The organism is Bradyrhizobium sp. SZCCHNRI20481 (assembly GCF_032485055.1).
Classification (GTDB): domain Bacteria; phylum Pseudomonadota; class Alphaproteobacteria; order Rhizobiales; family Xanthobacteraceae; genus Bradyrhizobium.
Genome location: NZ_JAUEUE010000017.1, coordinates 159,600 through 172,627, shown reverse-complemented (window position 1 = coordinate 172,627; position 13,028 = coordinate 159,600). Strand labels below are relative to the sequence as shown.

The following is a 13,028-nucleotide window of genomic DNA, read 5'->3' as shown; positions in this document are numbered from 1 at the left end:
CCATGGCACTCGGAAAGCGTTTGAAGAAGGCCCGCGAGGGCATCGATCGCACCAAGCTCTACCCGCTTGCTGACGCGATCAAGATGATCAAGGAGCGGGCCGTCTCGAAGTTCGACGAGACCATCGAGGTCTCGATCAACCTCGGCGTCGATCCGCGCCACGCCGACCAGATGGTCCGCGGCGTCGTCATGCTGCCGAACGGCACCGGCCGCACGCTGCGCGTCGGCGTGTTCGCCCGCGGCGCCAAGGCCGAGGAAGCCAAGGCCGCCGGTGCCGACGTCGTCGGCGCGGAGGATCTGGTCGAGAAGGTGCAGAACGGCAACATCGACTTCGACCGCTGTATCGCCACCCCCGACATGATGCCGCTGGTCGGCCGTCTCGGTAAGGTGCTCGGTCCGCGCGGCATGATGCCGAACCCGAAGATCGGCACCGTGACCATGGACGTCGCCGGTGCCGTCAAGGGCGCCAAGGGCGGCTCGGTCGAGTTCCGCGTCGAGAAGGCCGGCATCATCCAGGCCGGCGTCGGCAAGGCCTCGTTCGCCGAGGACAAGCTGGTCGAGAACATCAAGGCGCTGGCGGATGCGGTCGTGAAGGCCAAGCCGGCGGGCGCCAAGGGCACCTACGTCCAGCGCGTCGCCGTCTCCTCGACGATGGGCCCGGGCGTCAAGGTCGAGCCGAGCACCGTGCTCGCCTGAGCGGCCAAGCATAGGTTAGATTGGGAAGGGCGGGATCGTTCATCGATCCCGCCCTTCGCATTTTGGAGTACCGGCCGACATGCCCGACAAGGTCCTGATCTATTCCCGCCTGCCGAAATCCTTGACCCAGCGCTTTGCCGATCGGTTCGATCTGCTCGACAGCGGCGGCAAGCCGGCGCACGAGGTGTTTCCGGCGGACGAGGTCGCGCGGATCCGGGCGCTGATCACGGCCGGCGGCACGCCGCTGGGGGCTGCCGACATGGACAGGCTGCCGGCGCTCGGGGCCATCGTCTGCTATGGCACCGGTTACGACGGCGTCGACCTGAAGGCGGCCGCGGCCCGTAACATCGCCGTCGGCCACAGCCCGGGCGCCAATGCCGCGGCGGTCGCAGACGTCGCTGTGATGTTGATGCTGGCGACCACGCGGCGGCTGACGGTGGCAGACGCCTATGTCCGCGACGGGGGCTGGGCGTCCGCAAAACCATCGCCGCTGATGAAGCCGCCGCCCAGTCTCGCCGGTTGCAGGGTCGGCGTCTACGGCATGGGCGAGATCGGTCGCAAGATCGCGAGCCGCGTAGCCGCCTTCGAGACTGAGGTCGGCTATTTCAACCGCACCCGCTATGACGATCTGCCGTATCAATATTTCCCGAGCCTCGATGCGCTCGCCGAATGGTGCACCGTGCTGATGATCGCCGTCCGTGCCAGCGCCGAGACCACCCACGTCGTCAACGCCGACCTCCTCAAGAAGCTCGGCACCGACGGCCACATCGTCAACATCTCGCGCGGCTCGGTCATCGACGAGCGGGCGCTGGTGGCGGCGCTCAAGGAGGGTACCGTTGCCGGTGCCGGTCTCGACGTGTTCGAGACGGAGCCGCATGCGCCGGATGAGCTGACCTCCCTGCCCAACGTGGTGGTGACGCCGCATATCGGCGGCAACACCAGGGAGTCGCACGTCGCGATGCAGGCCTGCGTGGTGGCGAATCTCACAGCGTTCTTCGGCGGCGAGATGATGCCTTATCAAGTCAAGTAGCTCGTAGCCCGGGCGAGCGGAACGACCCGGGACGGACCATCCCCCATGTCGCTTTCGCCTTTGCGGGCTGTGGCTGACGCTGATGCGGGCTACGTCCAAAACGTTCCGCCCCGCGCAGAAATATTTTGACGCACTGCACATCTCTGTGAATTGCGAACCATTCTCGAATGCTTCTAACTCTTGCTGTTAGGACGACAGATAGAGCGAGGGGCCATGGCGGCGTTCACTTTGAAGATCAATGGGCGGGAGCATCAGGTTGATGTCGACCCCGGCACTCCCTTGCTCTGGGCCATTCGTGACAATGTTGGGCTGACCGGCACCAAATATGGCTGCGGCGTTGCGCAATGCGGGGCCTGCACAGTCTATCTCGACGGCCAGACTGTGCGCTCGTGCTCGTTGCCGGTGTCGGCAGTCGGGAAGAGCGAGGTGACGACGATCGAGGGACTCTCCAGCAAAGAGGCGGTTGCCGTCCAGAAGGCATGGGCCGCGCATGATGTGCCACAATGTGGCTACTGCCAGTCAGGCCAGGTGATGAGCGCCGCCGCGCTGCTCAGCCTGACCCCGAAGCCCAGCGACCAGGACATCGATCTCGCAATGAACGGCAACATCTGCCGCTGCGCCAGCTATGTCCGCATCCGCGCCGCAATTCATTCGGCCGCCAAGACTCTGGAGGGCTGATCATGAACCTTCATGTGAAATCCGAAGCCGCTGCGACCTTGTCGCGCCGCTCGCTGTTGAAAGCCGGCGCTGGGTTCGTGCTCGCCACCTATGTCGCGCGCAACGGCGTCGCCTACGCGCAGGACGCTGCTGCGGCAAAATCCGTCAACATCGCGCCGAACACGTTTCTGGTGATCGGCCAGGACGACACCGTCACCGTTCTCTGCAAGCACATCGAGTTCGGACAGGGCCCGTTCACCGGCATGGCCACCCTGGTGGCCGAGGAGCTCGATGCCGATTGGTCGCAGATGCGCGCCGATCATGCGCCCTCGAATCCGGTGCTCTACAAGAATCTCTTGTTCGGGGTGCAGGGCACTGGCGGCTCGAGCGCGATCGCCAATTCCTACGAGCAGATGCGCAAGGTCGGGGCCGCCGCGCGCGCGATGCTGGTGGCTGCGGCTGCCGACGAATGGAAGGTGCCGGCCGAGGAGATCACGGTCGATAAAGGCATCGTCAGACATCCCTCCGGCAAGCAGAGCGGTTTCGGCGCGCTGGCCGCGAAGGCGATGCAACAGCCGGTGCCGGCGAACCCGCAGCTCAAGGATCCCTCCGCCTTCAAGCTGATCGGCAAGGAAGGCGCCGTGACCCGGCTCGACAGCGTGGCGAAGTCGAACGGCTCGGCCGAGTACACGCTCGACATCAAGGATCCGGGGACCTTGACCGTGCTGGTGGCGCGCTCGCCGCGGTTCGGCGGCAAGGTGGCCTCCTTCGACGCATCAGCAGCGATGGCCGTGCCTGGCGTCGTCGACGTGAAGGAGGTGCCGAATGGCGTCGCCGTCTCTGCCGAGGGCTTTTGGCCGGCCAAGATGGCACGTGACCTGCTCAAGATCACCTGGGACGACAGCAAGGCGGAGACGCGCGGCACGGCGCAGCTGCTGGAGGAGTTTCGCGCGCGTGCGAAGAAGCAGGGCGCGCTGGTCAAGCAGGAGGGCGACGTCGATGCCGAGATCGCCAAAGGCGGCAAGCTGATCGAGACCGAGTTCGTCTTCCCCTATCTGGCGCATGCGCCGATGGAGCCGATCAACGCATTCCTGCATTGGAAGGGCGACACGGCGTCGGCGCGCTACGGCAGCCAGTTTCCGACGCCTGATCACGCCGTGATCGCGCAGGTGCTGGGGCTCGACATCGCCAAGGTCGATCTCAAGACGATTCTCGCCGGCGGCAGCTTCGGCCGGCGCGCGCAGCAGTCGACCCATGTCGCCATGGAGCTGGCGCAGGTCGCCAAGGCGATCGGGCCGGGACGTCCGGTCAAGCTGGTGTGGACCCGCGAGGACGACATGCGCGGCGGCTACTACCGGCCGTTCAGCCTGCATCGCATGCGCGGCGTCGTTCGCGACGGCAAGATCGTGGCGTGGTCGGATACGATCGTCGGCCAGTCGATCATGAAGGGCTCGCCGTTCGAGGCGATGACCATGAAGAACGGTCTCGATGCGACCGCCTATGAGGGATCGAACGAGATCCCGTACCAGGTGCCGAACTTCCGCTGCGACCTGCACCAGGTCGATGTCGGGGTGCCCGTGCTGTGGTGGCGCTCCGTCGGCCACACCCATACCGGCTACGCTGTCGAGGCGTTCGTCGATCAGCTGCTCGAAGCCGTCGGCCAGGATCCGGTGGAGGGGCGACTGGCGATGATGGCCGACAAGCCGCGTCACGCCGGTGTGCTCAAGGCGGTCGCCGAGCTCGCGGACTGGAAGGGCGCCAAGCTCGAGGCGGGCCGCGCCCGCGGCGTTGCCGTGGTCGAGAGTTTCAACACCTACGTCGCCCAGGTCGTCGAGCTGTCGATGGGCGCCGACGGACCGGTCGTGCACAAGGTCTGGTGCGCTGTCGACTGCGGCGTCGCGGTCAATCCCGACATCATCCGCGCCCAGATGGAGGGCGGCATCGGCTTTGCGCTGGGCCACATCCTCTATGCGCAGCAGCCGCTCGACGAGGGACGTCCGGTGTCGGGCAATTTCGATACCTACCGCTCGCTGCGCATCCACGAGATGCCCGAGATCGAGGTCGCGATCGTGCCGTCGACAGAGAAGCCATCGGGGGTAGGCGAGCCCGGCGTCCCGCCGCTCGGACCGGCCGTCGCCAACGCCATGGCGAAGCTCGGCCTGCCGCGCCCCACGCAATTGCCGATCCGGCCGGGAGACACTGCATGAGACTGGTTAGAACGGGGGCGATGGCGTTGCTCGCCGGCTGCCTGGCTGCGGTTGCCGTCGCGGCCTATCCGGGGCTTCAGCGCGCCTATGCCGCGCCCGAGGCGACCCGCGTGGCCAATGGCCTGAAGCCGGCAGCGGACTTCGCGAAGATCAAGAACAGGGAGGAGCGCGCGGTGGCGCTGTTCGAGGAGGCCGGCAAGGTGCTGCAGTCGCCGCGCTGCATGAACTGCCATCCGGCCGGCGATCGTCCGACCCAGACCGACAAGATGATTCCGCACCAGCCGCTGGTGGTCCGCGGCGAGGCCGGCATGGGCGCGCCCGGCGGGCTCGCCTGCACGACCTGTCACCACGAAGCCAATTTCGACCCGGCGCGCGTGCCCGGCAATCCGAAGTGGCAGCTGGCGCCGATCGAGATGGCTTGGCAGGGCCGATCGCTCGGCCAGATCTGCACCCAGATCAAGGACCCGAAGCTCAACGGCGGCAAGACCATGGCCCAGCTGATTCATCATATGGCTGAGGACGAACTAGTCGGCTGGGGCTGGAATCCGGGAGCAGGGCGGACGGCGGCGCCGGGCAGCCAGAAGCAGTTCGGCGAGCTGATCAAGGCCTGGGCCGATGCCGGTGGGGCCTGCCCGAAGGGGTAGGCGGCACGGCCCTGGCGGGTGCCACGACACCCGACAGATCGCGCGAACGTTGCCATGCTCGTGACGTGACGAACTCCCTCCTCGTCATTGCGAGCGTGGGTGATGTTCGATGGCACGCCTTACGCCTATCTGCAGATCTGCGGCACACTGTGGATCGGAAATGAGTATGGGCCCGGTCAGGTGCCGATCTGGACGATGCGATATGGTGGGCCATCAGAGCCTTGATGCTTGACTGTGGGCGCGAGTCATCAGGCATGGACGCGACGATCTGACCTCTATGCCTGCCGAACCACAAGCTCGCTGGTCATGGGGATTCCCCTCAGTGCGCCGAGCACCATGTTGTGGGAAATGGCGCGCTCATGGATCTTCTCGAGTTCGGCACGCGGCGCGGAGGAACTCAGGGTGGCGCGGAGGTGGAGGGATAGGTAGCAATGCCGGGCCTCGACGGGCGCCTCGAGCCCTTCGAGGCCATCGAATTCACCACGCGGGTCGAACACGCCTTCCGCGACGAACTCGACCGAACGCAGATCGGTGCCGGCATGCGCCGCCAGCATCGGATAGTCCGAGCCGGCACAGACGGCTGCAGCGGCGAAGATCTGTTCCCAGGGATAGACGACAGACGGGGCATTGTCCTTCAGGCTCGCCGGCCGCTCCAGAAGCGGTGTTGTGTAGGGATCGCTTGACTGCGGATCAAAGCGGTAGCGGGCACGGTAGGTCCCGCGCACCGCATCGCCATGCTTCTTCATCACGGACACGATATCCTTCACCGTGCTGACAGCTTCTCCGAAAACGATGGGCATCCTTGCCTCCTTCCAATCGTGGGTTTCTAAGTCACGCCATGGGATGCCGACGGCAGCGTTTTCCGTCCGGCATCCCGATTTTGGCACATTGCCGATGGTGTTCGCCTTATTTGGCAGGTGGAGTCGCTTGCGCGTCGCCGCCAAGCTCCTTCTTGAAGGTCTCAAAATCGACCTGCATGCCGTTGAAGATCGTGCTCCAGTGCCGGGCCACCGCGGCGATCGCGACGGCTTCCTCGATTTCGTCCTTCGTTGCACCTGCCCGCTTGGCGTTCTCGGTGTCTTCCCAGATGCAGTACCGACAGGGGATTTGGGCGGAGACGGCGAGTGAGATCAGAGCCTTCACCTTCGGCGGCAGGGCGGTTTCGTTCGAAAACTGCAGCGCCTTCACCTCGGCCCAGGCGCCCGGCAGCGCGGCTTTCGAAACCTGGTGGAGAAAGCCTGGCACCTTGCCGAGCGTCTGCTTGATGTCCTTGTAGGTGGCATCGACCTCTGCCTGGCCGGCCAGGCCGAGGCTGGATGCGAACACGGCCGCACAGATGACGGCCGAAGCCAAAGCGCCCGTGAAGACCCGGTGTGACCGCCGCAACGGCCTACACTTATCCGGTGTGAGACCTCCGCCGTCACGAGCGCCGTCATTGCGACGAAGCAATTCAGAGTTCCTTCTCGACCCTGGATTGCTTCGCTCGCAATGACGGGGGAGAGACCGAGCGTGGGAACCCGCATGGCTGCTCCCGCCTTCGCCTGTCAGGCGCTGGCGGATGCTCGTGGGGGCCTCGCGAACTGCCCAACTGGTGCGATTTTTGCTCTTGGGGGTCTTGGCAAGTCGCCGTGGACCCGTTAAAGAACCGGCTTCCGGGCGGGCTGGCATTTGCTGGCGCGCTCGTGCGCGCATTCCGAAAGCCTAGAGGATCAGCATTCCTTTTGAGGATATCCGTTTGGATGACCCGGAAGGAAGAAGGATCTTTCTGCTCTCGAATGCCGCAGGGGAGGTCGGTCCGCCGATCACCCCGATCCTGTCCGAGACTGCAGGCGCCGGCGCGGAATTCAATTTCCTCAATGGCTTAATCGTCCAGCCTGCATAGACGGGTGAAGACCGGATTTCGGCATGTCCTCTGCGCTGGTCGTGGTGGCATGCAGGTTTGGTTCGAACCTCGACACTCCGTGGGCCGATAAAGCCTTGCGGAAGGGCAGGCTATTCATCGCCGTTTTGCCTTGCGTGTCCTCGGGTTCTTCCGTCCGGAGGTCAGGTTTGGTGGGGCGGCGGGTGCAACCCGGCGGTCCCGCTTTCGGGCGAAGGCCGCCAACCGGAGAGAGCTTGCTGTGGAACGAGCGGCAAAGAAAGAGGCGGTCGAGGAACTGCACGAGGTCTTCAAGACCACGGGCGTCGCGGTCGTCGCTCACTATTCCGGCCTCACCGTAGCCCAGATGCAGAAGCTGCGCATGCAGATGAAGCAGGCGGGCGCGTCGGTGAAGGTCTCGAAGAACCGTCTCGCCAAAATTGCTCTTGAAGGCACGGACGTCGTCGGCATCGGTCCCCTGTTGAAGGGGCCGACCGTGATCGCAACTTCGAACGATCCTGTCGCGGCGCCCAAGGTTGCCATGGAATTCGCCAAGGCGAACGAAAAGTTCGTCATCCTCGGTGGCTCCATGGGTAAAACCGTCCTGAATGTCGACAGCGTCAAGGCTCTCGCCTCGCTGCCGTCGCTGGACGAACTGCGCGGCAAGCTCGTCGGCCTGATCCAGGCTCCGGCGACCAAGCTCGCCCAGCTCGCCAACGCACCCGCGGCCAAGGTCGCGCGCGTCATTCAGGCTCATGCCTCAAAGGGCGAAGCGGCCTGACGCCCTTCGCAAACACTCAAAACCTGGTTTCGAACCGAACCATCTTAAGGAAGTAGATCAATGGCTGACTTGCAGAAAATCGTCGACGACCTGTCCTCGCTCACCGTTCTCGAGGCCGCCGAGCTCGCCAAGCTCCTGGAAGAGAAGTGGGGCGTGTCCGCCGCTGCCGCCGTCGCGGTTGCTGGCCCGGCCGCTGCCGCTGCCGCTCCGGCGGAAGAGAAGACCGAGTTCACGGTTGTCCTGGCTTCGGCCGGCGACAAGAAGATCGAGGTCATCAAGGAAGTCCGCGCCATCACCGGCCTGGGCCTGAAGGAAGCCAAGGACCTGGTCGAGGGTGCCCCGAAGCCGGTCAAGGAAGGCGTCAACAAGGAAGAGGCCGAGAAGATCAAGGCTCAGCTCGAGAAGGCTGGCGCCAAGATCGACCTCAAGTAATCGCAAGATTGCAAGCGGAGCCTTCCGGCGGCCTAAGGCAGGTCCGAAGGTTTCGAGAGATTATGGTGACCGGGCGGTAACATCGCCCGGTCATCATCGGGACAAAAGAGTTTTGCAGAGGTGTCGGGTCGGGCCGGGATACTGCAAAAGGCGTGCAACAGGATCGCCCGTTGCGGGCCGAACACGGAAAAGTGTGGAGATTTAGGGGCTTCGCCCTCGAATCTCGGCTATCGTCGGCCCATATTGGGTCGGCAGCACGAAAAGCCGGTTATCGGTGGAGTGGCGTCTCCGCCCTTAGACCGTTGGGAGATAGGCAATTTCGGGCTTTTGCAGTCCGTGACGAGATGGTTGTGACGAGCGGGTGCGCCCTCGCGCCTCGCGCGTCGTTTTGCGTTTTGCTGGTCTGAAGAACAGAGCTGGGACGTTTCCGTTCCGGCTTTGGGCCTCAGATCCTCGAAATGGATCGAAATTCAACCCGAAGGGGCGGTGGCAGCCGCTGTTTCGGAAGGTTCGCCCCTCCGGGCGACGAAATGAGAGGCCACGATGGCGCAGCAGACATTCACCGGTCGCAAACGCGTTCGCAAGTTCTTTGGACACATCAAGGAAGTCGCGGAGATGCCGAACCTCATCGAGGTTCAGAAGGCGTCCTACGACCAGTTCCTGATGGTGGACGAGCCCACGGGTGGGCGAGCGGATGAGGGCCTGCAGGCGGTGTTCCGCTCGGTGTTCCCGATCTCCGACTTTTCGGGCACCTCGATGCTGGAATTCGTCCGCTACGAGTTCGAGCCGCCGAAATACGACGTCGACGAGTGCCGCCAGCGCGGCATGACCTTCGCTGCGCCGCTCAAGGTGACCTTGCGCCTCATCGTGTTCGATATCGACGAGGAAACCGGTGCGAAGTCGGTGAAGGACATCAAGGAGCAGGACGTGTACATGGGCGACATTCCGCTCATGACCATGAACGGCACCTTCATCGTGAACGGCACCGAGCGCGTCATCGTCTCGCAGATGCACCGTTCGCCGGGCGTGTTCTTCGACCACGACAAGGGCAAGACCCATTCGTCGGGCAAGCTGCTGTTCGCTGCCCGCGTCATTCCGTATCGCGGCTCCTGGCTCGACATCGAGTTCGACGCCAAGGACATCGTGTTCGCGCGCATCGACCGTCGCCGCAAGCTGCCGGTGACGTCGCTGATGTTCGCGCTCGGCCTCGACGGCGAGCAGATCCTGTCGACCTTCTACAAGAAGCTGATCTACAAGCGCATCAAGGAAGGCTGGCGCGTTCCGTTCGACGCCAACCGGTTCCGCGGCTATTCGACCGTGAACGACCTGATCGACGCCGACACCGGGAAGGTCGTGCTCGAGGCCGGCAAGAAGCTCACCGTGCGCGCCGCCCGCCAGCTCCAGGAGAAGGGGCTGAAGGCGCTGCGCATGTCGGACGAGGAGCTGCTCGGCAACTACATCGCCGAGGATCTCGTCAATCCGAAGACGGGTGAGATCTACGCCGAGGCCGGCGAGGAGATCACCGACAAGCTGTTCAAGGTGCTGAACGAGCAGGGCTACAAGGACCTGCCGCTGCTCGACATCGACCACGTCAATGTCGGCCCCTACATCCGCAACACGCTGTCGGCCGACAAGAACATGACGCGTGAGGATGCGCTGTTCGACATCTACCGCGTGATGCGTCCGGGCGAGCCGCCGACGCTCGATTCGGCGCAGGCGATGTTCCAGTCGCTGTTCTTCGATGCCGAGCGCTACGACCTCTCCGCGGTCGGTCGCGTCAAGATGAACATGCGCCTCGAGCTCGATGCGCCCGACACCCAGCGCACGCTGCGTAAGGAAGACATCCTGTCGGTCATCAAGACCCTGGTCGACCTGCGTGACGGCAAGGGCGAGATCGACGACATCGACCATCTCGGCAACCGCCGCGTCCGCTCGGTCGGCGAGCTGATGGAGAATCAGTACCGCATCGGCCTGTTGCGCATGGAGCGCGCCATCAAGGAGCGTATGTCGAGCGTCGACATCGACACCGTGATGCCGCAGGACCTGATCAACGCCAAGCCTGCCGCCGCTGCCGTGCGCGAGTTCTTCGGCTCGTCGCAGCTGTCGCAGTTCATGGACCAGACCAACCCGCTGTCGGAGATCACCCACAAGCGCCGCCTGTCGGCGCTTGGACCGGGCGGTCTGACGCGCGAGCGCGCCGGCTTCGAGGTGCGCGACGTGCATCCGACGCATTACGGCCGCATCTGCCCGATCGAGACACCTGAAGGTCCGAACATCGGCCTGATCAACTCGCTGGCGACCTTCGCCCGCGTCAACAAGTATGGCTTCGTCGAGACGCCGTACCGCAAGGTCAAGGACGGCCGGGTCACCGACGAGGTGGTGTATCTGTCGGCCATGGAGGAGGGGCGCTACCGCGTCGCGCAGGCCAACGTGCCGCTCGATGCCAAGGGCCGCTTCACCGAGGACCTCGTGGTCTGCCGTCACGCCGGCGAAGTCGTGCCGATGACGCCCGACAAGGTCGACTATATGGACGTGTCGCCGAAGCAGCTCGTTTCGGTGGCCGCGGCGCTGATCCCGTTCCTCGAGAACGACGACGCCAACCGCGCGCTGATGGGCTCGAACATGCAGCGCCAGGCGGTGCCGCTGGTTCGCGCCGAGGCGCCGTTCGTCGGTACCGGCATGGAAGGCGTCGTTGCCCGTGACTCGGGCGCCGCGATCGCGGCGCGCCGCTCCGGCGTGATCGACCAGATCGACGCCACCCGCGTCGTCATCCGCGCCACGGAGGATCTCGATCCGACCAAGTCGGGCGTCGATATCTACCGGCTGATGAAGTATCAGCGCTCGAACCAGTCGACCTGCATCAACCAGCGTCCGCTGGTGAAGGTCGGCGACATCGTCAAGAAGGGCGACATCATCGCTGACGGTCCGTCGACCGATCTCGGTGAGCTCGCGCTCGGCCGCAACGTGCTCGTCGCGTTCATGCCGTGGAACGGCTACAACTTCGAGGACTCCATCCTGCTCTCCGAGCGGATCGTGAAGGAGGACGTCTTCACCTCGATCCACATCGAGGAATTCGAGGTGATGGCCCGCGACACCAAGCTGGGTCCGGAGGAAATCACGCGCGACATTCCGAACGTGTCGGAAGAGGCGCTGAAGAACCTCGACGAAGCCGGCATCGTCTATATCGGCGCGGAAGTGCGCGCCGGCGACATCCTGGTCGGCAAGATCACGCCGAAGGGCGAGAGCCCGATGACGCCGGAAGAGAAGCTGCTGCGCGCCATCTTCGGCGAGAAGGCCTCGGACGTGCGCGACACCTCGCTGCGGGTGCCGCCGGGCGTGCAGGGCACGATCGTCGAAGTCCGCGTCTTCAACCGGCACGGCGTCGACAAGGACGAGCGTGCGCTGGCGATCGAGCGGGAAGAGATCGAGCGTCTGGCCAAGGACCGCGACGACGAGCAGGCGATCCTGGACCGCAACGTCTACAGCCGTCTCGCCGACATGCTGGATGGCCGTCAGGGCATCTCCGGTCCGAAGGGCTTCAAGAAGGACACCAAGATCACGCGCGCGGTGCTCGACGAGTATCCGAAGTCGCAGTGGTGGCTGTTCGCCTCGCCGAACGACAAGCTGATGGCCGAGATCGAGGCCATGCGGAAGCAGTACGACGAGTCGAAGAAGGGGCTGGAACAGCGCTTCCTCGACAAGGTCGAGAAGCTGCAGCGTGGCGACGAGCTGCCGCCAGGCGTGATGAAGATGGTCAAGGTCTTCGTTGCGGTGAAGCGCAAGATCCAGCCGGGCGACAAGATGGCCGGCCGTCACGGCAACAAGGGCGTCGTCTCCAAGATCGTGCCGATCGAGGACATGCCGTTCCTCGAGGACGGCACGCATGCGGACATCGTGCTGAACCCGCTGGGCGTGCCCTCGCGCATGAACGTCGGACAGATCCTCGAGACGCATCTTGGCTGGGCCTGCGCCGGCCTCGGCAAGCGCATCGCCCAGACGGTCGATGCCTACCTGTCGAAGCAGGACGTGAAGCCGCTGAAGGAGACCTTGAAGCGGATCTACGGCGATGACGAGACCATCAAGTCGCTCAACGACAACGAGTTGATCGAGCTTGGTCACAATCTGAGCCGTGGCGTGCCGATCGCCACGCCGGTGTTCGACGGCGCCAAGGAGGCCGACATCGAGGAGATGTTGAAGCTCGCCGGCCTCGACGCCTCCGGTCAGTCGACGGTCTATGATGGCCGCACCGGCGATGCGTTCGATCGCAAGGTGACGGTCGGCTACATCTATATGCTGAAGCTGCACCATCTGGTCGACGACAAGATCCATGCGCGTTCGATCGGCCCGTACTCGCTGGTCACCCAGCAGCCGCTGGGCGGCAAGGCCCAGTTCGGCGGCCAGCGTTTCGGCGAAATGGAGGTGTGGGCGCTCGAAGCCTACGGCGCGGCCTACACGCTGCAGGAGATGCTGACGGTGAAGTCGGACGACGTCGCCGGCCGCACCAAGGTCTACGAGGCGATCGTGCGCGGCGACGACACGTTCGAGGCCGGTATTCCGGAATCGTTCAACGTGTTGGTCAAGGAAATGCGCTCGCTCGGCCTCAACGTCGACCTGCACAACTCCAAGCTCGGACCGGCGCCGACGTCGGAAGCCGCCGAGTAGTTCAAGAGGTCAGGCCCGGCCGTCTCGGACGGCCGGGTGCCGGCGCCTTCCCCCGCGGGTCA

10 protein-coding genes are annotated in these 13,028 nt (G+C 64.5%); 8 read left to right on the top strand and 2 right to left on the bottom strand.

Features of this window, described 5'->3' with window-relative positions:
* The first annotated feature begins 2 nt into the window (after positions 1-2).
* The 5 genes from rplA (at position 3) to QX132_RS26190 (ending at position 5,233) form a co-directional block, all read left to right on the top strand.
* Positions 3-695 carry a 50S ribosomal protein L1 gene (gene rplA / locus QX132_RS26210; RefSeq protein ID WP_315798668.1) on the top strand — a complete coding sequence of 231 codons (693 nt, stop codon included), beginning with the start codon at positions 3-5 and terminating at the stop codon, positions 693-695.
* A gap of 79 nt (positions 696-774) precedes the next feature.
* Entirely contained in the window at positions 775-1,725 is a 951-nt protein-coding gene (locus QX132_RS26205) for a 2-hydroxyacid dehydrogenase (protein ID WP_316163231.1), read from the top strand.
* A 213-nt stretch (positions 1,726-1,938) separates the two neighbouring features.
* Positions 1,939-2,403, top strand: coding sequence for a (2Fe-2S)-binding protein (locus QX132_RS26200; RefSeq protein ID WP_315780813.1), 465 nt, complete (start codon positions 1,939-1,941; stop codon positions 2,401-2,403).
* Positions 2,404-2,405: 2 nt separating this feature from the next.
* The gene (locus QX132_RS26195) at positions 2,406-4,589 is read left to right on the top strand and encodes a xanthine dehydrogenase family protein molybdopterin-binding subunit (RefSeq protein ID WP_316163230.1); all 2,184 of its coding nucleotides are present in this window, start codon (positions 2,406-2,408) and stop codon (positions 4,587-4,589) included.
* The gene (locus tag QX132_RS26190) at positions 4,586-5,233 is read left to right on the top strand and encodes an Isoquinoline 1-oxidoreductase subunit (protein ID WP_315798665.1); all 648 of its coding nucleotides are present in this window, start codon (positions 4,586-4,588) and stop codon (positions 5,231-5,233) included. Before QX132_RS26195 ends, QX132_RS26190 begins: the two co-directional genes overlap by 4 nt.
* Positions 5,234-5,508: 275 nt before the next feature.
* Here the strand turns inward: QX132_RS26190 and QX132_RS26185 are convergent, their stop codons facing one another.
* Together QX132_RS26185 and QX132_RS26180 are read right to left on the bottom strand one after the other, a co-directional pair.
* Positions 5,509-6,033, bottom strand: coding sequence for an OsmC family protein (locus QX132_RS26185; RefSeq protein ID WP_315798664.1), 525 nt, complete (start codon positions 6,031-6,033; stop codon positions 5,509-5,511).
* A 106-nt stretch (positions 6,034-6,139) separates the two neighbouring features.
* A complete protein-coding gene (locus tag QX132_RS26180) occupies positions 6,140-6,559 on the bottom strand; it encodes a carboxymuconolactone decarboxylase family protein (protein WP_315811485.1) in 420 nt (139 codons plus the stop codon).
* 794 nt (positions 6,560-7,353) lie between these two features.
* Between QX132_RS26180 and rplJ the strand changes: the two genes are divergently transcribed.
* The 3 genes from rplJ (at position 7,354) to rpoB (ending at position 12,966) form a co-directional block, all read left to right on the top strand.
* A complete protein-coding gene (gene rplJ, locus QX132_RS26175) occupies positions 7,354-7,872 on the top strand; it encodes a 50S ribosomal protein L10 (protein ID WP_315737590.1) in 519 nt (172 codons plus the stop codon).
* Positions 7,873-7,932: 60 nt separating this feature from the next.
* On the top strand, positions 7,933-8,304 hold the full coding sequence (gene rplL, locus QX132_RS26170) for a 50S ribosomal protein L7/L12 (protein ID WP_315737591.1): 372 nt from the start codon (positions 7,933-7,935) through the stop codon (positions 8,302-8,304).
* A 543-nt stretch (positions 8,305-8,847) separates the two neighbouring features.
* Complete coding sequence (gene rpoB, locus QX132_RS26165) at positions 8,848-12,966, top strand: DNA-directed RNA polymerase subunit beta (protein ID WP_315737592.1); 4,119 nt, start codon at positions 8,848-8,850, stop codon at positions 12,964-12,966.
* Positions 12,967-13,028 lie beyond the last annotated feature (62 nt).